The 21318-nt window shown below is 66.6% G+C and carries 18 protein-coding genes and 1 pseudogene; 9 read left to right on the top strand and 10 right to left on the bottom strand.

The window, feature by feature from the left end; translation table 11 throughout:
* Nucleotides 1–2: 2 nt before the first annotated feature.
* Genes CCS01_RS04115 through CCS01_RS04105 form a run of 3 tightly spaced genes read left to right on the top strand, consistent with a single transcriptional unit; the run spans nucleotide 3 to nucleotide 2393 of the window.
* The gene (locus tag CCS01_RS04115) at nucleotides 3–1037 is read left to right on the top strand and encodes a PhoH family protein (protein WP_239991998.1); all 1035 of its coding nucleotides are present in this window, start codon (nucleotides 3–5) and stop codon (nucleotides 1035–1037) included.
* 10 nt (nucleotides 1038–1047) lie between these two features.
* Entirely contained in the window at nucleotides 1048–1500 is a 453-nt protein-coding gene (gene ybeY, locus CCS01_RS04110) for an rRNA maturation RNase YbeY (RefSeq protein ID WP_104517554.1), read from the top strand.
* Nucleotides 1497–2393 (top strand): hemolysin family protein, encoded by an 897-nt coding sequence (locus CCS01_RS04105; protein WP_104517553.1) that lies wholly within the window; start codon nucleotides 1497–1499, stop codon nucleotides 2391–2393. Before ybeY ends, CCS01_RS04105 begins: the two co-directional genes overlap by 4 nt.
* A 239-nt stretch (nucleotides 2394–2632) precedes the next feature.
* Here CCS01_RS04105 and CCS01_RS04100 read toward each other — a convergent pair whose 3' ends face one another.
* Nucleotides 2633–3307 (bottom strand): peroxiredoxin-like family protein, encoded by a 675-nt coding sequence (locus CCS01_RS04100; RefSeq protein ID WP_104517565.1) that lies wholly within the window; start codon nucleotides 3305–3307, stop codon nucleotides 2633–2635.
* 275 nt (nucleotides 3308–3582) lie between these two features.
* Here CCS01_RS04100 and CCS01_RS04095 point away from each other — a divergent pair, with 275 nt between their 5' ends.
* Nucleotides 3583–4539: a LysR family transcriptional regulator gene (locus tag CCS01_RS04095; RefSeq protein WP_104517552.1), complete on the top strand. Its 957-nt coding sequence runs from the start codon at nucleotides 3583–3585 to the stop codon at nucleotides 4537–4539.
* On the opposite strand, the gene CCS01_RS04090 is transcribed toward CCS01_RS04095, so the two are convergent.
* The 7 genes from CCS01_RS04090 to CCS01_RS04060 all read right to left on the bottom strand — a co-directional run bounded on the left by CCS01_RS04090 (nucleotide 4536) and on the right by CCS01_RS04060 (nucleotide 14095).
* Nucleotides 4536–5936: an MFS transporter gene (locus CCS01_RS04090; protein ID WP_158258224.1), complete on the bottom strand. Its 1401-nt coding sequence runs from the start codon at nucleotides 5934–5936 to the stop codon at nucleotides 4536–4538. The genes CCS01_RS04095 and CCS01_RS04090 overlap by 4 nt on opposite strands.
* Before the next feature lie 811 nt (nucleotides 5937–6747).
* Nucleotides 6748–7101, bottom strand: coding sequence for a cupin domain-containing protein (locus CCS01_RS04085; protein ID WP_104517550.1), 354 nt, complete (start codon nucleotides 7099–7101; stop codon nucleotides 6748–6750).
* A gap of 591 nt (nucleotides 7102–7692) precedes the next feature.
* Complete coding sequence (ppdK, locus tag CCS01_RS04080; protein WP_104517549.1) at nucleotides 7693–10362, bottom strand: pyruvate, phosphate dikinase; 2670 nt, start codon at nucleotides 10360–10362, stop codon at nucleotides 7693–7695.
* 13 nt (nucleotides 10363–10375) lie between these two features.
* Entirely contained in the window at nucleotides 10376–12484 is a 2109-nt protein-coding gene (gene glyS, locus CCS01_RS04075; protein WP_104517548.1) for a glycine--tRNA ligase subunit beta, read from the bottom strand.
* 3 nt (nucleotides 12485–12487) lie between these two features.
* The gene (locus tag CCS01_RS04070) at nucleotides 12488–12883 is read right to left on the bottom strand and encodes a type II toxin-antitoxin system VapC family toxin (RefSeq protein ID WP_104517547.1); all 396 of its coding nucleotides are present in this window, start codon (nucleotides 12881–12883) and stop codon (nucleotides 12488–12490) included.
* Nucleotides 12880–13197, bottom strand: a complete 318-nt coding sequence (locus CCS01_RS04065) for a type II toxin-antitoxin system VapB family antitoxin (RefSeq protein WP_239991997.1) — start codon at nucleotides 13195–13197, stop codon at nucleotides 12880–12882. Before CCS01_RS04065 ends, CCS01_RS04070 begins: the two co-directional genes overlap by 4 nt.
* A 34-nt stretch (nucleotides 13198–13231) precedes the next feature.
* Nucleotides 13232–14095: a glycine--tRNA ligase subunit alpha gene (locus CCS01_RS04060; protein ID WP_104517545.1), complete on the bottom strand. Its 864-nt coding sequence runs from the start codon at nucleotides 14093–14095 to the stop codon at nucleotides 13232–13234.
* Nucleotides 14096–14444: 349 nt separating this feature from the next.
* Between CCS01_RS04060 and CCS01_RS04055 the strand changes: the two genes are divergently transcribed.
* Nucleotides 14445–14906 carry a hypothetical protein gene (locus CCS01_RS04055; RefSeq protein WP_104517544.1) on the top strand — a complete coding sequence of 154 codons (462 nt, stop codon included), beginning with the start codon at nucleotides 14445–14447 and terminating at the stop codon, nucleotides 14904–14906.
* Between the two features lie 254 nt (nucleotides 14907–15160).
* On the opposite strand, the gene CCS01_RS04050 is transcribed toward CCS01_RS04055, so the two are convergent.
* Complete coding sequence (locus CCS01_RS04050) at nucleotides 15161–15697, bottom strand: hypothetical protein (protein WP_146101555.1); 537 nt, start codon at nucleotides 15695–15697, stop codon at nucleotides 15161–15163.
* 352 nt (nucleotides 15698–16049) lie between these two features.
* Here CCS01_RS04050 and CCS01_RS04045 point away from each other — a divergent pair, with 352 nt between their 5' ends.
* From CCS01_RS04045 to dnaA, 3 genes are all read left to right on the top strand, one after another.
* Nucleotides 16050–16943: a cation diffusion facilitator family transporter gene (locus CCS01_RS04045; RefSeq protein ID WP_104517542.1), complete on the top strand. Its 894-nt coding sequence runs from the start codon at nucleotides 16050–16052 to the stop codon at nucleotides 16941–16943.
* Nucleotides 16944–17101: 158 nt separating this feature from the next.
* Nucleotides 17102–17371, top strand: a complete 270-nt coding sequence (gene rpsT, locus CCS01_RS04040; protein WP_104517564.1) for a 30S ribosomal protein S20 — start codon at nucleotides 17102–17104, stop codon at nucleotides 17369–17371.
* Between the two features lie 413 nt (nucleotides 17372–17784).
* Nucleotides 17785–19281 (top strand): chromosomal replication initiator protein DnaA, encoded by a 1497-nt coding sequence (dnaA, locus tag CCS01_RS04035; protein ID WP_104517541.1) that lies wholly within the window; start codon nucleotides 17785–17787, stop codon nucleotides 19279–19281.
* 199 nt (nucleotides 19282–19480) lie between these two features.
* On the opposite strand, the gene CCS01_RS04030 is transcribed toward dnaA, so the two are convergent.
* Nucleotides 19481–21151, bottom strand: a complete 1671-nt coding sequence (locus tag CCS01_RS04030) for a GMC family oxidoreductase (protein WP_204848137.1) — start codon at nucleotides 21149–21151, stop codon at nucleotides 19481–19483.
* 71 nt (nucleotides 21152–21222) lie between these two features.
* Between CCS01_RS04030 and CCS01_RS34980 the strand changes: the two are divergent.
* A pseudogene (locus CCS01_RS34980) lies at nucleotides 21223–21318 on the top strand (IS5/IS1182 family transposase); the annotation flags it as partial.

The raw sequence follows: 21318 nt of genomic DNA, 5'->3' as shown, positions 1-21318 counted from the left end.
ACATCGCCGCCGCCCAAGCGTCCGGTATCGCCGCCACCTCCGGCGGCAAGGCCACCACCCTCCAGTTCAACGACAACACCCTGCTGCCCCTGCTTCTCGGGGATCACGATCGGCATCTTGTCCGCATCGAGCAGGCGCTGGGGGTCCGCCTCTCCTGCCGCGGCAACCGCGTTGCCATCGCCGGCGAGGCCAGCCGGGTCGATGCGGCGCAGGAACTGCTGCAAGGGCTGTGGCGACGGCTGGAGCGGGGCGAGAGCGTGGGACGCCAGGAAATCGAGGCGGCCATCCGCATGGTGGACGTCGACAACGACCCGCGCCTGCCGCTGTCGGACCTGCCGGCGATCCGCACGCGCCGCGGTGCCGTCGTGCCGCGCAGCCCCGGGCAGGCCAGCTACATGGAAGCGCTGGTGAACCACGAGATGGTGTTCGGCGTCGGCCCGGCCGGCACCGGCAAGACCTACCTCGCGGTCGCCCAGGCCGTGGCCATGCTGCAGGCCGGCAAGGTCGACCGCATCGTGCTGTCGCGCCCGGCGGTCGAGGCCGGGGAGCGCCTGGGCTTCCTGCCCGGCGACATGAAGGAGAAGATCGACCCCTACCTGCGCCCGCTGTACGACGCGCTGCACGACATGCTGCCCACCGACCAGGTGATCCGCCGCATCACCAACGGCGAGATCGAGGTGGCGCCGCTGGCCTTCATGCGCGGCCGCACGCTGGCGCATTGCTATGCCATTCTGGACGAGGCGCAGAACACCACCGCCATGCAGATGAAGATGTTCCTGACGCGCATGGGCGAAGGCACCCGCATGGTCGTCACCGGCGACCTCAGCCAGGTGGACCTGCCGCCGGGCGTGCGCTCCGGCCTGTGGGACGCGCTGGATACGCTGGAAGGAATCCAGGGCATCGGCGTGGCGCGCTTCGAGCAACGGGACGTGGTAAGACATCCGCTGGTCGCGCGGATCGTTGGTGCCTATGATCAACGCGATGCAGCGAAAAGAGAGGCGCGTCGGGAGCGGGAACGCCCGCAACCGAGCGAGTAAACGGATAGCGATGGAACCTCCAAGTACACGGCCGCCCAAGGGCGATGGCGCCGCCATCGACCTGATCGTGGCGGATCCGGCGTGGCACAGACGAATACCCAAGGCCGAGGTGATTGTCCGGCGGGCGGCGCATGCGGCAGGCATGCAGGGGACGATCGTCCTGTCGTCCAACCGCGCCGTGCGGGACCTGAACGGGCGTCACCGCGGGAAATACAAGCCGACCAACGTCCTGACCTATGAGTACCCGGCGCCGGAGATGATCCTGGCGCTGGGGGTGGTGCAGGCCGAGGCCGTCGCGCAGAAGCGGCGCCCGGAGCACCATCTGGCGCATCTTGTCGTGCACGGCGCGCTGCACCTGCAGGGCGAGGACCACCACCACCCCGGCGACGCCCGCCGGATGGAGATGGCCGAAGCCCGCATCCTGCACCGCATCGGCGTGCCCAATCCCTGGAAGCGCGCATGAGCGGCCATCGCGGATCGTTCCTGTCTCGCCTGGGCCAGCTTCTGGGGCGCAAGCAGACCGAGCACAGCCTGCGCGAATCGATCGCCGAACTGGTGCAGGAAGCCGCCGATGCGCAGCACGTCCCGGGCGAGCAGCCGGAGCTGGACCGTCATGAGCGCCTGCTGATCGCCAACGTCCTGCGGCTGCGCGAAACCACCGCCGACGACGTGATGGTGCCGCGCGCCGACATCGTCGCCATGCGGGCCGACCTGACGCTCAACGAGGCGATCGAGCTGATCCGCAACGACGGCCACTCGCGCCTGCCGGTGTACCGGGAACAGCTGGATGACGTCATCGGCATGGTCCACATCAAGGACGTGTTCGCCTATGTCGGCCGGCCAGAGGAGTTCTCGCTGGAGGCGATCCTGCGCAAGCCGCTGCTGGTGGCACCGCAGATGCCGGTGCTGGACCTGCTGCTGCAGATGCGACAGCAGCGCATCCACCTGGCGCTGGTGGTCGACGAATACGGCGGCATCGACGGGCTGGTAACGATCGAGGACCTTGTCGAGACCATCACCGGCGACATCGCTGACGAGCACGACGACGTCGAGGCGCCGATGTTCACCGAACGCTCCGACGGCGCGATCGACCTCAACGCCCGCCTGCCGATCGAGGACTTCGAACAGAGGGTCGGCCCGGTGCTGACCGAGGACGAACGCGATGCCGATATCGACACCGTGGGCGGTCTGGTGTTCACCCTGGCCGGCCGCGTGCCGACCCGGGGCGAGGTGATCAGCCACCCGTCGGGAATCGAATTCCGCGTGCTGGATGCGGATGCGCGGCGGCTGCGGCGGCTGCGGGTGAGGCGGCCGGACAAGGGGCCCGAGACAACGGTGCCGGCCGCGGCGGCGTAGCTCGTCCAGGCACGGCACCGCCGGTTCCCGCGCCGGTCCCATACGGAGTTAGCCAGCCGTCGCCGCGATGGCGGAAAATGAGCGCAGCCCGTTGCCCCACCGTCATGGCCGGGCGTGTCCCGGCCATCTGCGCTTCGACGATGGGGGGTGGATGGCCGAGACCCGCCCGGCCATGACGATAGAGAGACGACCGGCGCCTGCCAGACGGCATTTTCATGGCAGTCTGGCGCGGCGTCCCGTCAGGCTGCATGGGCCGGGCTGCGGCCAAGGGCCGGCAACATGTCTTCCGGCTCCGGCCGCCTGGTGTAGTCGGGATTGACCTCAGCGTAGCGGATCACGCTGTCCTGGCCGATGACGAAGCGGGCCGGCATGGGCAATGTCCAGCTGGCATCGCCATTGAAGGCCGGCAGGTCGTTCCTGAGGCTCTGGTAAAGCTCGATCAGGTAGTCCGGCAGCTTGAAGCGCAGCCCGAACGCCGCCGCGGTTTCATTGCCGGGATCGGACAGGATCGGGAAGTCCAGGTTATTGTTCCGGATCGACTTGCGGCTGTTCGCGGCATTCTGCGGCGAGATCGCGACGAGGCTGGCGCCGCGGTCGCGGAACATCGGCAGCGCGGCCTGCAGCGCCTGGAGATCCATGTTGCAGTACGGGCACCAGACGCCACGATAGAAACTGACGATCAGCGGTCCCGTGGCGAGCAGGTCCGCGGACGAAACCTTCCTGCCGTTCGCATCGGCGAGCGTAAAGGCGGGGGCCGCATCGCCGGCCTTCAATGCCCGCTCGGCCAGGCCGGAAGCGATCAGTTCGCTGGTGGCGCGGTGCATGACATCGATGACCGACCGCGGCACGCTATAGGGTGGCTTGCCGGCCTCGAAGTCCGCCTTGAATGCATCCAGCTTTGCCTGCAATGACATGATGACCTCCTGTGTGGGAAAAAAGCGCCCGCTCATGCCGTACCGGCCGCAGCGTTCGCCGGATGGCTCAACCGGCCGCGTGGGAACGAGCAGGCGTTGCCATGCGGCGGCAGGGCAGGAGGAATCACCTGTAACAGGCTGAAAGCCCGGGTCATCCGGTTCCTCCCGCATGCCGCCGTTGGCAACGCGGGGAAGGTGGCTGGTCCGAGGCTGGTGCGGCAGGCGCCGGCAGGCGATAACATTCATTCCCTGGGGGAATGGCCCGGGGGAGTGGCATGGATCGGCTGGCTGCGATGGAGACCTTCATCCGGGTCGTGGAAACCGGCTCTTTCTCGGCCGCCGCCCGCAGGTTGGCTATCGGCCAGCCCGCGGTCTCCAAGACGGTGGCACAACTCGAGAAGCGCCTCGGCGTTCGCCTGCTGATACGCTCCACCCGCGGCCTGTCGCCGACGGAAGCCGGCCGCAGCTTCTATGACCGCGCGACGCGGGCGATCGAGGAAGCGGACGAAGCGGACCGGGCGGCCCGCGGTGCCGGTGCCGGCCTGACCGGGCGACTGCGGATCTGCGCCGCGGTCACGTTCGCCAGTATCCACGTTGTGCCGCGCCTGCCCGTGTTTCTGGCCGCGCATCCCGGCCTGACGCTGGACATCGTCCTGGACGACCGGCCCATCGATCTTGTGGAGGAGGGCATCGATGTCGCCCTGCGGATGGGACCATTGGGCGATTCGTCGCTGGCCGCGCGGAAGCTGGCGTCTGTTCCACGGTATGTCATTGGAACCCCAACATATTTTGCCCGGTCCGGGACGCCTGCCGTACCCGCTGACCTGGCGAAGCACGTGGCGGTCATCTATGCCCGGAGCGGCAATCGCGAAACGTGGCCCTTCCGGCGAGGCACGGCCGAGGTTTCGGTAAGCGTCTCGGGTCCGCTTTGCGTCAGTGCAGCCGAAGGGGTACGTGCCGGCGTGCTGGCGCATATCGGGCTGACCATCGCATCGTCGTGGATGTTCGATCCGGAGCTCTCATCGGGCGCAGTCCAGGCGGTCCTGACCGATTGGGCGCTGCCCGCAGTCGATCTTTGGGCGGTTTACCCGACCGGCCGGATGCCAAGCGCCAAGGCACGGGCATTTGCGGCGTTCATCGAATCGGAACTCCGCCCGGCCGATCCCGCCAGGGAACGGGACGACCCGGAAGCCGCGCATCGGATGCGGATGCAGGCACAGGCGGATTGTTAGGTCGCGGCTTTTTTGCCTCGGAGCGCGGCAAGCAGCGGTACCGGCTCGATCGCCGGCCCTTTGTTGGCGAGCCACTTCTCCAGGTCAGGCCGTGGCAGCGGGCGGCGGCCGAGCAGGAACAGCACCATGCCAATCACGGTGCAGGCGATGGTCAGCCACAGTGTGATCCCGAACGCCATGTGGACGCCGTGGGTCACAAGCTTTCCGCCGGAACTGGTGCGGGCGATCTCCGCCATGACCGGAGCGATGATGTAGTCCGCCAGTGAACGCACCAGTTCGACCAGCGCGAAGACGCGACCGATGATCTGCGAGGGAAGCGGGAAGCCGGCCAGGTAGAGGCCCGGCGACACCGTTGCGCCCGCGCCCAGCCCGAGCAGGCCCGCGGCGCCGAGCGTCAGCGCGTTTCCCCGCTGGGGCGTCAGGCCCATGAACATGCCACCCGCGCCAATAAGGCACAGCATGCCGCCCAGAATCAGGATCGGGATGAATCGCGTGCGCAGGATGGTCCCGAACAGCACGGCGGTGATCAGCACGGCGACCGCAAGCGGCCAGAACAGGATGCCCGTCTGCAAGGGAGTCTGGTGCGCCACCTGCATGTGGAAGCGCTCGGCCAGTTCCAGGAACGCCACGAACACGCCGCCGCCGATCATGGCGACCAGGGTCCCGACGATCGAGGGCGTGTTGCACATCTTCTTGACCGGCGAAAGCGGCTCCTTCTGGTGGTATTCGACCAGCATCAGGACCACGAAGCAGGTCAATCCAACGGCCAGGGGCGCGGCAAAGCGGGCCGAGGCGAAGCCATGCCCGATCAGTTCGCCGGACGCCCAGAACGGCAGCACCACAGCGGCGAACCCCAGCAGCAGGCCGGGATAGTCGAAGCGCGTACCGGGATTGAATGGTTCCTGGTCCGGCAGCGTCAGCACGGCAAGGATCAGGTTGAGCGCGCCGAGCGCGCCGAGCGCGCCATAGAACCAGCGCCAGGCATGTCCCGCCTCGACCCAGCCGCCGAGCAGCGGGCCGATGCACACGGCGCCGAAGAAGCCGATGTTCACGGCTATGACGGTGATGGGCAGCTTTGCAGCCGGATATTTCTGGATGACCGGCGGCAGCGCGGCCACCAGCAGGCCGCCGGTGGCGAAGCCGGCCAGGACGCGGCCGGCGGCATAGAGCGGCGCATCATGAGCGACTGCCGACAGAAGGCAGCCGACGGCGAACAGAGCCTGCATCAGGAAGAACAGCCGGCGCTGGCGGAAACGCTGCACAAGGTCGCCGCCGAGGAATGCGCCCCAGGCATATCCCGCGGTGGAAAGGCCCGCGACGATCGACAGCGCCGTCCGCGATGCCTGGACGTCGTGACTGACCTGCTCGGTAAACAGGGCATACGCCGTGGTGACCACGATGAATGGCGAGAGCGCAATGATCGCGTTGAAGAGGGAGATGGGGTAGTTGCCCTCGAACGGCCTGGGGATTGCCGGCCTGGCCCGCTCAGGCGCTGGTTCCGGCTCTTCCTCCTCCTCTTCCTGCTGCGGATCCTTGGCCTCGCGGCGCGCGGCGGAGCCATGAGAAACCAGGCCGGCGGCGGCATCAGGCGGTTGCGGTGTCAGTGGCTGCTCGGGACCCGTTGGCGGGGCCGCTGGTTTCCGGGCCGTGTGGCTGTACAGCCTTGTTCTTCTTCGGCCGTATAGACGTGCCTTTCTACCCGAGGGCCCAGGCGGCGGGCCGTTGCCTCCGGAAGGCCCGCCGGGTCCGGCCCGGCAAGCGTCATCAAGCTGCGTTGCCAGCGTCAGCAGACCAAGGAAGACGCCGGCGAAAGTGAGCAGCGGCGCATTCCGGCGCAGAAAGCTTTTGTCGTGGCGGGACATGGCAGGGCAACGGTCCAAGAGGGGGACGGTTGCCGGGTTCCGATGGTGTGCGGATCACGCAATCAGCAGCGCTACATCCGTCCGCCTGGCTTTATATCGCAGGCTTGGTCCGGCGATCGGTTCCTGTCGGCAAACCCGCACCATCGGACGGCACTGTCGGGGGGCGGCGCATCCGGACAAGCACGGCTTGGCCAGAAGCCAAACCCGACACACGAGACGATAGCCCCATGGTCGTAATCCACGGCTTCGGCAAAGCCGCAGGATGACGACGCGACCTGCATCCCATCAGGATCGACCGGTGGGTTTTCTCCCTGTGCGTCGCCTCGGGAGGTGGCTTCGCGCCGTTCTACCGCTGTGCCGGTTCGGCATCCCGCCCGCGCACTTCGGCGGGCGGGGTGGTTGCCTCGACCGCGGTGAAGGCTTCCAGGATTTTGTAGGTGTGTTCGGTCCCTTTCGGGACAATCCAGCACGACCCTGCCTGCAGCAGTACGGTCTGTCCTTCCAGAACCAATTCCGCCCGGCCCGCGATGGCATAGCCGGCCGTCTCGTAGTCCCGGCGTGCAACCGGCTTCGCCTCCCCAGGCGGCTCCTGGTCCCAAAGCCGCATGGAGATGCTGCGGCCGGCCGCGAGGTATCTCTGGCCTTCCAGTCCCTTGGGAGCGTAGGTGGCTTCAACTTTCGTCACGCTGATGTCCGGCATGGTGCCTCCGCTGTGGAGCAAGCCAACAGGCTCCACAGGGAACGCGCGGACTGCGTGCGCGGTTCATCGGATATCGGATTGGCAGCAGGCTGCTGCTTCGAAAATGCGGTCACGCGGGGTCATCGTCCCTCCGTCATGGCCGGGCGTGTCCCCATGCGTATCAGGATAAGACGGCGGTCGGAGAAAGATTTGGCGGCGCGTGCCGTTCCCCCTCGTCATGGCCCGGCTTGTCCGGGCCACCTGTCGCGGCACAAGTGCTTGAACAGGTGGCCCGGACAAGCCGGGCCATGACGATCAGGGAAAGGCCGTTCTCCAACCGTCGCCCTATCCCGATACGCATGGGACGTGTCCCGGCCATCCCCCCCGCCGTCGAAGCGCAGATGGCCGGGACACACCCGGCCATGACGGCGAGGGAGAAGCCCTTGCTCCGTCCAGTCCCTTCCCGTGATACGCACGGGCTGTCCCGCCGGATGTATTGGCCCGTCAAGCAAATCCCCCGGCGGTTGGGCACCCGCCGGGGGATCGCTTCGTCACAATCCTGGCAACCGCCGAAGCGGCCGGATGGCGGGGCCGAAACCCCGCCGCACCGGCTTACGCCGTCCGGTCGGTCGCCGCGCCCAGCGCCGCCTGCGCCGCCGCCAGGCGGGCCACCGGCACCCGGAACGGGCTGCACGAGACGTAGTTCAGCCCAACCTGCTCGCAGAAGGCGATCGAGGCCGGATCGCCGCCATGCTCGCCGCAGATGCCCAGCTTCAGGTCCTTCTTGGTGCTGCGGCCCTTCTCCGCCGCGATGCGCACCACCTCGCCCACGCCCTCGACGTCGATCGAGACGAACGGGTCCTTCGGCAGGATGCCGGCCTCGACATAGTGCGGCAGGAACTTGCCGGCGTCGTCGCGTGACAGGCCGAACACCGTCTGCGTCAGGTCGTTGGTGCCGAAGCTGAAGAAGTCGGCCACCTCGGCGATCTTGTCGGCGGTGATCGCGGCGCGCGGCAGCTCGATCATCGTGCCGATGGTGTACTCAAGCTTGGTGCCGGTCTCGGCGAAGACTTCCGTCGCGACCTTTTCGATCTGGGCGCGGGTGATCTCCAGCTCCTTCTTCGCGCCCACCAGCGGGATCATGATCTCGGGGTGCGGTGCCTTGCCGGTTTCCTTCGCCACGGCGAGTGCGCCTTCGAAGATCGCGCGGGCCTGCATCTCGTAGATTTCCGGGTACGAGATGCCCAGGCGGCAGCCGCGATGCCCCAGCATCGGGTTCGCCTCGGCCAGTTCGATCGCCCGCTGGCGCACCGTGTTCAGGTCGGTGCCCAGCGAGGTCGCCACCTCCTGCAGTTCCTGGTCCGCGTGCGGCAGGAATTCATGCAGCGGCGGGTCGAGCAGGCGGATCGTCACCGGCAGCCCGGCCATGATGGTGAAAATCTTGCGGAAGTCCTCGCGCTGGTACGGCAGCAGGCGTGCCACTGCGGCGCGGCGGCCGGCTTCGTTGTTGGAGATGATCATCTGCCGGACCGCCAGGATGCGCTCCGGGTCGAAGAACATGTGCTCCGTCCGGCACAGTCCGATGCCCTCGGCGCCGAACTTGCGCGCGGTTTCCGCGTCCACCGGGGTTTCCGCGTTGGCGCGCACGCCCATGCGGCGGTGCTTGTCGGCCCAGTCCATCAGGGTGCCGAAATCGCCCGACACCGTCGGCTCGATCATCGCCACGGACCCGACGAAAACCTCACCCGTCGCGCCGTCCAGGGTGATGACCTCGCCGGCGCGGACCACCTTGCCGCCGGCCGACAGGACCTGGTTGTTGTAGTCGACGCTGATGCCGCCGGCGCCGGCGACGCAGGGGCGGCCCATGCCGCGGGCGACCACCGCCGCGTGGCTGGTCATGCCGCCGCGCGTCGTCAGGATGCCCTGGGCGGCGTGCATGCCGTGGATGTCCTCGGGGCTGGTCTCGACGCGCACCAGGATCACCGCATCGCCCTTGGCGGCGCGGCTTTCCGCCTCGTCGGCCGAGAAGACGACCATGCCGCAGGCCGCGCCCGGGCTGGCCGGCAGGCCCTTGGCCAGCAGGGTGCGCGGCGCCTTCGGGTCCAGCATCGGGTGCAGCAACTGATCCAGCGAGGCGGGATTGACGCGCATAACCGCCTCTTTCTCGTCGATCAGGCCCTCATGCGCCATTTCCACCGCCATGCGCAGGGATGCCGCGGCGGTGCGCTTGCCGTTGCGGGTCTGCAGCATGTACAGCTTGTGCTGCTGCACGGTGAACTCGATGTCCTGCATGTCCTTGTAGTGCTCTTCCAGCGTCGCGCGGACCTGCAGCAGTTCCTTGTAGGCGTTCGGCATCGCTTCTTCCAGCGGCACTTCGCCGGCCTTGGCGACCGACTTGGACAGCGGCTGCGGCGTGCGGATGCCGGCCACTACGTCCTCGCCCTGGGCGTTCACCAGGTACTCGCCGTAGAACATGTTCTCGCCGGTCGAGGGGTCACGGGTGAAGCACACGCCGGTGGCGCAGTCGTTGCCCATGTTGCCGAACACCATGGCCTGCACGTTCACCGCCGTGCCCCAGTTGGCCGGGATGTCGTGCAGGCGGCGATAGGTGTTGGCGCGCGGGTTCATCCACGAGCCGAACACCGCGCCGATGGCGCCCCACAACTGCTCGTGCGGGACCTGCGGGAACGGCTTGCCGATTTCCTGCGCGACCATCGACTTGTAGCTGTCCACCACGCCGCGCCAGTGATCCGCGGTCAGCGCGGTGTCTTCGATCACGCCGGCTTCCAGCTTGGCGTGCTCGATGATCTCCTCGAAACGGTGGTGATCGACGCCGAGCACGACCGAGCCGTACATCTGGATGAAGCGGCGATAGGAGTCCCAGGCGAACCGCTCGTCCTTGGCGGCCTTCGCCAAACCCTCGACCGTCTCGTCGTTAAGGCCCAGGTTCAGCACCGTGTCCATCATGCCGGGCATCGAGACGCGGGCGCCGGAGCGGACCGAAACCAGCAGCGGATGGGTCTTGTCGCCGAATGTCAGGCCGACAGCCTTCTCGATCCGCGCCAGGGCGGTATCGACCTGATCCTTCAGGTCCGCGGGATAGTTCCGGTGGTTTTCGTAGAATGCGGTGCAGACTTCGGTGGTGATGGTGAATCCCGGCGGGACCGGCAATCCAATGGACGCCATCTCTGCCAGGTTGGCGCCCTTGCCGCCCAGCAGGTTGCGCATATCCGCTCGGCCTTCGTTGTGGCCGGCGCCAAAGCTATAGACCCACTTGGTCATGTCGGACCCTCATTTAGCCTTCGATACGAGAAAAATCAGCGATCTGGTCCATCATGGACCGGACGCGGGCTAGCAAACGCAAACGATTACGACGCAATTCAGGCTCCGGTGCATTGACCGTCACCTTGTCGAAGAACGCATCCAACGGCGCACGCAAGCCAGCCATGGTGCTCATGGCTGTACTGTGGTTCTCTTTCTCTAGCAGACTCACTACAGCGTGATAAGCGGTAAGTGCTTGATCCAGATCAATCTCTGCCGTTTCACGGAACAGCGCGGGATCGGGCGGAGCGTCGTGCGGGCCGTCTTTTTTCTCTTCGATACGAAGGATGTTGGCGGCGCGGCGATAGGCAACCAGCAGGTTGGCACCGTCTGGTGTCTGTAACAATGCGGCAATGGCATCAGTGCGCGCCAGCAGCGCCACCAGGTCGTCGTCCTGGTCGAGGGTAATACCCTTTGCGCCAAACACCGCGTTCAGAACGTCGTAGCGGGCTCCTTCGGCGCGGAGTTGCACGACCAAACGTTCGCGAATGAATTCGAATACGGCCTGAACAGTCGTCGCGCCGGTTCCGGTAGCGTCTAGCAATTGGCGTAGATGAATCCTTAGACCATTTTCACGAATGATCCGAATGACACCCAATGCTGCGCGGCGCAGTGCGTAGGGATCTCCGGACCCGGTTGGCTTTTCACCGATCGCGAAGAACTGCGACAACTGGTCCAGTTTGTCGGCCAAAGCAACCGCAATCGATATAGGTGCCGAAGGTGCGGGCTCGGTTGGGCCACGCGGGGCGTAATGGTCGCGAATCGCATCAGCAACCTCAGCCGGCTCTCCGTCATGAAGAGCATAATAGCGGCCCATAACGCCCTGGAGTTCGGGGAATTCCCCAACCATGCCTGTTACCAGATCGGCCTTTGCTAATTCGGCCGCCCTGACAGCCATTGGAGCGGGCTCTAGCTCGGAGCCAATTCGTCCCGGGAGTTCGGCACCGGTTCTTACTGCGATCGTACGGGCAAGCGCCTTTAACCGCCGCACCCGCTCGCCCTGCGTGCCCAGCTTCGCCTGGAACGTCACGGCGTCCAGCGCCGGGACGCGCGTCTCCAGCCGAGCCTTGCGGTCGAGGTCCCAGAAATGCCGCGCGTCGGCAAAGCGCGCCCGCAGCACCCGTTCGTTGCCGGCGATGATCGCGGCGCCATGGTCGTCGGCCTCGACGTTGGCGACGAAGGCGAACCATGGGGCCGCCTGGGGGGCCGCCTGGGGGGCCGCCTGGCCGTCCGCCGTGCGCAGGGCGAAATAGCGCTGGTTCACGCGCATCGACACCTGCATCACCTCGGGCGGCAGGTCCATGTGCTCCTCGGCGATGCGGCCGAGATGCGGCACCGGCCATTCGACCAGACCGGCGACCTCGTCCAGCAGGCCCGGATCATCGACCACGGTCAGCGCCTTCTCCGCCGCCAGCCCGTCGATCCTGTCGGCGATGATGCGCTTGCGGTCCTCGACGTCCACCACGACCCGGGCGGCGGTCAGCTTGTCCTGCCAGTCAGCCGCGCCCAGAACGGTGATGGCGTCCGGCGCGTGGAAGCGGTGGCCCTCGGTCAGGTTGCCGCCGGCCAGGCCGTGGCCGTCATCGGCGCCCTCGCGCAGGTCGAACGGGACGACCGTGCCGTCCAGCAGGCAGGTGATCCGGCGCAGCGGGCGGACCCAGACGAAGCTGCTGCTGCCGCCCCAGCGCATGGATTTCGGCCAGGGGAAACGGCGCAGCAGGCCGGGCATGGCGCCGGCAATCAGGTCCGCGGCGGAGACGCCGGCGGTGCGCTTTTCCAGCACCCAGTAGTCGCCTTCCTGGCGCAACTGCTCGCGCGTGGCGCCGTGTTTGCGCAGGAAACCGGTCAGCGCCTGCTCCGGCGCGCTGCTGCGCGGGCCGCGCTCGATGCTGCTCGACGCCGCGACCTCGGGGACGACATCGGCCCGCAAGGCAATGCGCCGCGGCCCGAACCAGGTCCGGACACCCGCCGGCGCGATGGCGCCGAGGGCCGCGGTGACGGCACGCTCAAGCTCCGCCGCCGCACCGCGTTGCATGCGCGCGGGGATTTCCTCACTGAAGAGTTCGATAAAGAGTTCCGCCACGGATCAGTCCTTCAGCGCCGGCTCGATGTCGGTCCGCGCAAAGTCATTGCCCTTGAACAGCAAGGGTTCGCGGATTTCCTTGGCGAGCGCATAAGCGAAGCAGTCGCCGTAATTCAGCCGCGCCGGATGGATGCCGCGGCCGTACGTCCGCCAGGCGCGGCGAGCGATTTCGCCTTGCGACACCGAGACCGGCATCAGCTGAATCCTGGCACGCTGCATGAAGTCGTCCAGGCGATTGACGGCCTCGGTCTTGCCGCGGCGATCCACGACTATGGTGGCTTCGAACCAGTTCGACACCGACATCCGGCACGTGTCGGCTTCCACAATGGCATCGACGAAACGTTCCTGGTCGGGTTCCCGCAGTACGATCGCGAGAATGGCAGACGAGTCGACAATCACTTCGGTAGGCCCGTCTCGTCATCGTAAAGCCAGTTGTGATCAGAGGTCACGTCATCGGGCATGTTCGCCTTGATGTCGGCTGCAATCGCCAGCAGATCCGCCTTCATGGCGGCCTTGTCGCGCAGCCGTTGTTCTCGGTCCAGTTCGCTTTGCAATGCCCTGGTCACGACCGTGGTCAGGCTTTCGCCGGTCAGTTCCGACAGACGGGAGGCCAGGCGATAGGCGTCCTCGCTCTTGATATTCAGTTGCGCACCCATATCGGCCTCTTGGTAGATTAATGGACGAATATGGTAGAAAGCAGCGTCAAACGCCACCTGTCTCTGCCAGGGCAGCAAAGACGCGTACCCGTCACGCGGCTTCTCCCGCCACCCAGGCCTCGCAGCAGCCTTTCGCCAGCGCCCGCACCCGGCCGATATAGCTCGCCCGCTCGGTCACGCTGATCACGCCGCGCGCATCCAGGAGGTTGAACAGGTGGCTGGCCTTGATGCACTGGTCATAGGCCGGCAGTGCCAGCCGGCGCTCCAGCAGGGCGGCGCATTCCGCCTCGGCGTCGGTGAAATGCCGCGACAGCATGGCGGTGTCGGCGTGTTCGAAGTTGTAGGCGCTGTATTCCCGCTCGGCGCGCAGGAAGACGTCGCCATAGGCCACGCCGGCGCCGTTGAAGTCGATGTCGAACACGTTCTCCCGGTCCTGCACGTACATCGCCAGGCGTTCGAGGCCATAGGTCATCTCGAAGCTGGGGAAGGTGACCGGGATGCCGCCGACCTGCTGGAAATAGGTGAACTGGCCGACTTCCATGCCGTCGCACCAGACTTCCCAGCCCAGGCCCCAGGCGCCCAGGGTGGGGCTTTCCCAGTCGTCCTCGACGAATCGGAAGTCGTGCCGCATCGGGTCCAGGCCGATGTCGCGGTAGCTGGCGAGCAGCAGGTCCTGCGCGTCCGCGGGGCTGGGCTTCATGATCACCTGGTACTGATAATAATGCTGCAGCCGGTTTGGGTTCTCGCCATAGCGGCCATCGGTCGGGCGGCGGCAGGGCTGGACATAGGCCGCGCGCCAGGGCGAGGGACCGAGGGCGCGCAGGGTCGTCGCCGGGTGGAACGTGCCGGCGCCCATCTCGCTGTCATACGGTTGCAGGATGACGCAGCCCTGGCGCGACCAGAAGCCATGCAGCCGCAGAATGATGTCCTGGAAGCTGGGTACGGTTCGGTTCATCGTCATCCTGGCAGCGCTGCGATCCCGCAGTGCGGGAAACGGGGCGCCATTAAGCATCCCAAACGGGACTCGACAAGCCGCATCGCGTGAAGGCGCCGGCCGGCGGACGTCCGCTCCGCGGCAGATCGTCCGGTCACGGGCCAGGATGGCCGGGCCGCCCGCACTGTCCCGCGCGCCATTGAGGGTTGGACAGCTCGGCGCACCAGGGCTATGCCACAAGCCCTTTCCGCTGATCCTGGCTTCCAATCCCCGCCACAACCGGTATGTGGAGCGTCCGGTCGGACCAGACGCGCGACTCGGCGGTTATCGGTTCCGGCTCGATGATGACAGAGACAGAGGCTCAGACGATATGACCGAAAACCGGCCAGCTTCCTTTCGCGGCAGGATGCCCCGCCTGGCATGGACCGCGCTTCTGCTGACCGCCGGCCTGCTGCAGGCCTGCTCGCATCCGTCGGGGCCCGCCGGTCCGGCCGTGCGGATCTTCGCGGTGGATCTGGCCGGCGCGGCGAAGACCTGCGATGCGCCCCGGCTCAGCCCAACCAGCGGCCAGAAGACGGCCGTCGCGATGAAGGTGGGCAACGATGGCGGCTGGTGCGGCATCCGGGTCTATCAGGACGGGCCCAGGCCGTTCGAGGCCGGGCTGCTGGAGACCCGCCCGAGCCACGGATCGATCCTGATCCACGAGGTCGGGGATGACACCCGGATCGACTACACCCCGGACCGCCACTTCGCGGGCAACGACGCCTTCGCGGTCAAACTGATCCCCGGCGACGCGACGCTGAACGTCACCGTCACGGTCACGGCGCCATAGGGCCCCGGCCCTTCCGGGTCATGGTCGTTGGCCAAAAGGCGCGCCGGCACTGCGATGGCTGAAAATGCGCGACGTCCGTTACCTCACCGTCATGGCCGGGCGTGTCCCGGCCATCTACCCCCAACCGTCGAAGCGCAGATGGCCGGGACTGCCGCCCGGCCATGACGATGGGGCGACGACCTTGCTCCGCCCGACGCCCTGTCCTGATACGCATGGGGACACGCCCGGCCCTGACGACGCCGAGCGGCGGCTGTCTATCGTCTGGTGATCTGCTTGCCCTTGGCCCGGACCCTGCCCCTGGCCTTCTCCCTGTGCACGGTCGCGGCCGAGGCCGTCATCGGCGTGCAGACCTCGATCGAGGCCGGAATCAGGTTCTTGCCGGCGACGTAGTCCTGCAGCTCGGCACTCGACTGCAGCGCCAGGACCTCGTTGAACATCATGCCGTTGTGCGGACAGAAGTCGGCGCCCATGTCGCTGCCCTGGCGCGACATCGCGTTGGCGAGCTCGGTGACGAATCGGTCATGCTCGGTCTGGCCGGCACGGCCGTAGCGGTGCCGGAAGTAGCTGGAGATCATGCGCTCGTTCGCCTGCAGGTCCGGCTGGTAGCGGCGGATGAAGGCGTTGTAGCGCGCATCCTCGTGACAGCCGGTGGCCAGCACCATCAGCTCGCTGCGCAGCGCCTGCAGTTCGAAGGCTGATTGATCGGACAGGGAAGCGCACTGCCGCTCGGCCAGCACCGGCTGAGCGGAGAGAACGGTCAACGCTGTCACGGCACTTAAGAGTCGGCGCATAAGCTACTCCGTTTGCTTATTTACAGGTGCTGGATAGCGCGGCTTGACGCCTGCCGCCATGGCCGATTTCGTGTCAGGCACGGATTCCTGCGTCAAACCTTGTGACTCGACGGCGTCGGGTGGATGAGTTTCGTGAACGCGGACCACGGGCAGGCGGCTGGCCCTTGGTTTCCGGATATTTCGTCGCGCCGCGGGGCGTTTGCTGTCAACCGCCGGGCGGGCCGCCGGTGCTTCACCTTGCCGTTTGCATCCGGCAGGCCCGGTACGGCGAGCACGCGATTGCCTGCGGCCGCCGGCGCCCGACCGCGAAGACGGCTGACGGCCGGGCGGCGATATGCTAGGCGCCCATCGCATGACGAGCGGGGAACGCTTCGCGCTGGGCAGCCTGGCCGTCGGCTGCGCGGTGCTTGGATTGAAGGGCGTTGCCTGGTGGCTCACCGGCAGCGCCGCGCTGTATTCGGACGCCCTGGAGAGCACCGTCAACGTCGCCGCCAGCCTGCTTGCCTGGCTGGCGCTGCGCTACGCCGCGCGGCCGGCAGACGCCAACCATCTCTATGGCCACGACAAGGCGGAGTTCTTCGCCGCGGTGATCGAGGGCCTGATGATCGTGATCGCCGCCGGGCTGATCTTCGTCGAAGCCTGGGACGCCTGGTGGCACCCGCGGGCCCTGGCGGTGCCGTTCCAGGGCATCGCGATCAACGCCCTGGCCACCGGCCTCAACGGTTTCTGGTCTGCCAGGCTGCTGGCAGCCGGCCGCCGCCTGCGCTCGCCGGTGCTGGAGGCCGACGGCCGGCACCTGCTGTCCGACGTGGTCACCTCGGCGGGGATCGCCATCGGCATGGTCCTGGCCGTGACGACCGGGTTGCTTGTGCTCGACCCGCTGCTGGCGGGAGCGACCGGACTGTATGTGCTGTGGTCCGGCATGGGCCTGATCGCGTCCTCGGTCAGCGGCCTGATGGACACCGCGCCCGAGCCGGCGATCGTCAACCGGATCAAGGAACTGGTCGCTGACAGTGCCTCGGGCGCGATCGAGGCACACGACATGCGGATGCGCCATGCCGGGCGGCTGACGTTCCTGGAATTCCACCTGGTGGTGCCGGGCAGCATGACGGTTTCCCACGCGCATGCGATCTGCGATCGTATCGAGGCTGCGCTGAAGGCCGAGATGGGTCACCTTATGATTACGATCCATGTGGAGCCGGAGGAGAAGGCGAAACGACACGCGGTACTTGTGCCACGCGCTTGAGAGTCCTGCCTTTTGCCGACCTTGGGCGCGGTCCCGTCCGGGTCGTCGTCCTTGACTCGAACGAGGCCGCTGCTTAGAACGCCCGTCTTCCGCCGGCTGGATGACAGGTCCGCAACCTGGACGCCACCCGGCTTCATAACCTGTTGATCGAAGAACGCATGGCCAATACCGCATCGGCGCGAAAGCGCATTCGTCAGACTGCTACCCGTACTGCCCGCAACCAGGCGCGCAAGTCGCGCATGCGTACCTTCGTCAAGAAGGTGGAAAGCGCGATCGCGAGCGGCGACAAGTCGGCGGCCGCCGAAGCCTTGCGGGCGGCGCAGCCGGAGATGCAGCGGGCCAGCGGCAAGGGTGTGGTCCACGCCAACACAGTGGCGCGCAAGCTGTCCCGCCTGTCGGCCCGCATCAAGGCGCTTCCCGTCACCTGAGCGGCCCTGGATCGGCCTTGCCCCGGGGCGGCCGATCCAGTAAAAAATCTGTGAGGACCTCCCGATCGAGGTCTGGTGGCATTACAAAATATTACGTTTCAATCAGATAAAATTATCGGTTCCGGAAGAAATCCGCTAATGTAATAAGATACTTAGGCGCCCCTCGCTGAAATGTTCTTGCGTATATCTGGGCGCGTTTGACCTGCAACTTTTTCCGATTGCGTCCGTTCGAAACTCTGACATACTTGGCTGCGTCAGCCGGACAACATCGTTATCTGCAATAAAAACCCTTTACCGGGGTGGGAAAACTGTGTGCCGCGTTGATCAAGATTGTGTAGCGCGCGGTTGGTCTTGCATCGGCTGCGCCGGACGATGGTTGATGGCGGGCGACAGCCAGCGCAGGGGGACTTTGGATGACCACGACTGACCCTGATGAGATCGTGGACGCACCACAACTCGCAGTTCAGTGGGCCCGTATCCGAGGACGCCTGCAGGCCGAAGTCGGCGACGTCGAATATCGCACCTGGCTGCGCCAGATGACACTGGCGGGCCAGGACGGCGATGAGATCACCGTCAACCTGCCGACCAGATTCCTGCGCGACTGGGTTTCCACCCGCTATGGCGATCGCCTGAGCGCCCTCTGGCAGGCGGAAAATCCGGCCATCCGCCGGGTCGACATCCGCGTCGGCAACGCCGCGCCGCACCCCGCGGCGGCCGAATCCCCGGCCGTCGCGCGGGAGTCCGCGGCGCGTGACGACATGCCGCGCCGTGACGGCCTGGCGCGCCCCGACGGGGGCAGCCAGATTGGATCGGGCCAGATTGGACCGGGCGTGGCGGCGCAGTCTGCCTGGCCGGACGAGCGTGCCGAAGCCCGCTCCGACCTCGCGGCCCCGCTCGATCCGCGCTTCACCTTCGAAGGCTTCGTCGTCGGCAAGCCGAACGAGTTCGCCTATGCCTGCGCCCGTCGCGTTGCTGAACGCCCGTCCAGCCCGGGCTTCAATCCGCTGTTCCTGTATGGCGGCGTCGGCCTTGGCAAGACCCACCTGATGCATGCCATCGCCTGGGAACTGACCGATCGGACCTCCAATCCGGTTTCGGTGGCCTACATGTCCGCCGAGAAGTTCATGTACCGCTTCATCGCCGCGATCCGCAGCCAGTCGACCATGGAGTTCAAGGAGAGTCTCCGCAGCGTCGACGTGCTGATGATCGACGACCTGCAGTTCCTGATCGGCAAGGACAACACCCAGGAAGAATTCTTCCATACCTTCAATTACCTGGTCGAGCAGGGCAAGCAGATCGTCGTTTCGGCCGACAAGTCGCCCTCCGACCTCAACGGCCTGGAGCACCGCCTGCGCACCCGCCTGGGCTGCGGCATGGTGGCGGACCTGCATTCCACCACCTATGAACTGCGCATCTCCATCCTGGAGGCCAAGGCCGCCCGCGCCGGCGTCGAGGTGCCGATCAAGGTGCTGGAGTTCCTGGCCCACAAGATCACCTCCAATGTCCGCGAACTGGAAGGCGCGCTCAATCGCCTCGTCGCGCACGCCAACCTGTTCGGGCGTCCGATCACACTCGAAACGACCCACGAAGTTCTTCACGACATCTTGAAAGCACATGATCGTCGCGTGACGATCGAAGAAATTCAGAAGAAAGTTGCTGAGCATTACAGTATTCGACTGACCGACATGTCGTCCGCCCGCCGCGCCCGCGCCGTTGCCCGGCCGCGCCAGGTGGCGATGTTCCTCGCCAAGCAGCTTACCAGCCGCAGCCTGCCGGAAATCGGCCGCAAGTTCGGCAACCGCGACCACACCACGGTGATGCACGCCGTCTCCCGCGTCACCGAACTGATGGAACGCGACGGCACCTTCGCCGAGGACGTCGAACTCCTGCGGCGCCTGCTGGAGTCGTAAGGAAGGCCACGGGCGCTGCCCCTCGATCCCGCCAAGGGCCGACGGCCCTTGGAACCCCGGTATGGCGGGTGGACAGGAGGGGGCAACACAGCGGTTGCAACCGGCACGGTCGCCCCCTCCTGTCCACCCGCCTTAATGGGATCAAAGGGGCTCCGCCCCTTTGCGGGTCCAGGGCGGAGCCCTGGCCTTCCTTGCAACCTCAGGCCGCCGCGCGCAGGTCGTCCGACGTCGCGGCCTTGATCATGTCGGCGGCTTTTTCGGCGATCATGATGACGGCGGCGTTGGTGTTGCCGGAGGGGACGGTGGGCATGATTGAGGCGTCCACCACGCGCAAGCCGCCGAGGCCGTGCACGCGCAGGCGGTCGTCCACCACGGCCATCGGGTCCTGGCCCATCCGGCAGGTGCCGACGACGTGATAGGTGGTCTGGCCGGTTTCGCGCGCCCATTGCAGCCATTCGTCATCCGTCTGCACGCGCGGCCCGGGGTTCATTTCGTAGGCGCGATAGCGGTCGAGGCGGGGGTTCTCGATGATGCGCCGGCCGATTTTCATGCCGTCCAGCAGCACGCGCTGGTCGATCGGGTCGGTCAGGTAGTTGGGCCGGATGGCGGGGGCGACGTGCGGGTCGTTCGACTTCGCGTGGATCGAGCCTTTCGACTCCGGGCGGCACTGATAGGTGGTCAGGGTCATCCCGGGCTGGGTTTCCAGGTCGCGCTTCTGGGCGTCGCCGTAGCTGGCATGGGCGAAGTGGAATTGGACGTCGGGCTCCTCCAGCTCGGGGCGGGTCTTGACGAAGCCGAAGGCGATGCCGGCGGTGAAGGTCAGGATGCCGCGGCGCTGCGTGTAGTACTTGACGATCTCCTTCGCCAGGGCGAGGCCACGGCTGCGTTCGTTCAGCGTCACCGGCAGCTTCACCCGCCAGTTCATGCGCGGCGCGTAATGGTCGCGGTAGTTCTCGCCAACGCCGGGCAGCGCGTGCCGCACCTCGATGCCGAGCGAGGACAGCAGCTCCGGCTGGCCGATGCCGGAGAGTTCCAGGATATGCGGCGACTTCACCGCGCCGGCCGCGACGATGACTTCGCGCCGGGCGCGGGCCTCCTTGGCCACGCCGCCCTGGACGTAGGCGACGCCGGCGGCGCGCTTGCCGTCCAGCAGCACCCGGGTGGTGTAGGCCTCGGTCTCGACCGTCAGGTTCGGGCGGCTGCGGGCAGGATCGAGGTAGCCACGGGCGCAGGACCAGCGCTCGCCGTTCCTCTGCGTCACCTGGAAGTAGCCGAAGCCTTCCTGGTGGCCGTTGTTGTAGTCCTTGTTTCGGGGGAAGCCCTCGTCCACCGCGGCGTCGATGAAGGCGTCCAGCAGTTCGGCGCGCTCGCGCATATGCTCGACGTTCAGCGGCCCGCCGCGCCCGCGCGAGCCGTCGCCACCGGGAGCGAAATGTTCCGCCTTGCGGAAGTACGGTAGCACCGAGTCGTAGCTCCAGCCGCGGTTCCCGTACTGCGCCCAGGTGTTGTAGTCGAGCGGATTGCCGCGCACGTACAGCATGCCGTTGATCGAGCTGGATCCGCCCAGGGTGCGGCCGCGCGGGATCGGGATGCGCCGGTTGGCCAGGTTGGGGTCCGGCTCGCTCTCGAAGTTCCAGTTGTAGGTCGGGTTATTCAGCAGCTTGACGAAGCCGGCGGGGATGTTGATCCACATCGAGCTGTCCTTCGGCCCGGCTTCCAGCAGGAGCACCGTGCTGCGCGAATCCTCGGTCAGGCGGTTGGCCAGGACGCAGCCGGCGGATCCGGCGCCGATGATGATGTAGGGCGTGTCGTCAATTGGAGCCAGCCGAGTGAGTCTGGGCTGCAACAGTGCGGCGGAATCGTTGATCAACAAGCGGCTTCCCGATTCCAGCAGCCCCGGTTCTTCGATGCATAGGCAGTCAGCTTTGGAGAGGCTGACCGATGCATCGACATGCCTTGCGCGACGACCAGTGGGAGCGGATCAAGGACCATTTGCCGGGCCGTCCGGGGTCCGTTGGCGTGACCGCTGCGAACAAC

Origin of the sequence: Rhodopila globiformis (genome assembly GCF_002937115.1) — a bacterium.
Lineage (GTDB): Bacteria > Pseudomonadota > Alphaproteobacteria > Acetobacterales > Acetobacteraceae > Rhodopila > Rhodopila globiformis.
This window is presented reverse-complemented; position numbering and strand designations above follow the sequence as displayed.

Excerpts from the sequence above, each read along its gene's own strand:
- ppdK (WP_104517549.1), bottom strand. The coding sequence starts at position 10,362 with ATGACCAAGTGGGTCTATAGCTTTGGCGCCGGCCACAACGAAGGCCGA.
- CCS01_RS04060 (WP_104517545.1), bottom strand. The coding sequence starts at position 14,095 with ATGAACCGAACCGTACCCAGCTTCCAGGACATCATTCTGCGGCTGCAT.
- CCS01_RS04045 (WP_104517542.1), top strand. The coding sequence starts at position 16,050 with ATGACGAGCGGGGAACGCTTCGCGCTGGGCAGCCTGGCCGTCGGCTGC.
- ybeY (WP_104517554.1), top strand. The coding sequence starts at position 1,048 with ATGGAACCTCCAAGTACACGGCCGCCCAAGGGCGATGGCGCCGCCATC.
- CCS01_RS04085 (WP_104517550.1), bottom strand. The coding sequence starts at position 7,101 with ATGCCGGACATCAGCGTGACGAAAGTTGAAGCCACCTACGCTCCCAAG.
- CCS01_RS04050 (WP_146101555.1), bottom strand. The coding sequence starts at position 15,697 with ATGCGCCGACTCTTAAGTGCCGTGACAGCGTTGACCGTTCTCTCCGCT.
- CCS01_RS04100 (WP_104517565.1), bottom strand. The coding sequence starts at position 3,307 with ATGTCATTGCAGGCAAAGCTGGATGCATTCAAGGCGGACTTCGAGGCC.
- CCS01_RS04055 (WP_104517544.1), top strand. The coding sequence starts at position 14,445 with ATGACCGAAAACCGGCCAGCTTCCTTTCGCGGCAGGATGCCCCGCCTG.
- rpsT (WP_104517564.1), top strand. The coding sequence starts at position 17,102 with ATGGCCAATACCGCATCGGCGCGAAAGCGCATTCGTCAGACTGCTACC.
- CCS01_RS04105 (WP_104517553.1), top strand. The coding sequence starts at position 1,497 with ATGAGCGGCCATCGCGGATCGTTCCTGTCTCGCCTGGGCCAGCTTCTG.
- dnaA (WP_104517541.1), top strand. The coding sequence starts at position 17,785 with ATGACCACGACTGACCCTGATGAGATCGTGGACGCACCACAACTCGCA.
- CCS01_RS04095 (WP_104517552.1), top strand. The coding sequence starts at position 3,583 with ATGGATCGGCTGGCTGCGATGGAGACCTTCATCCGGGTCGTGGAAACC.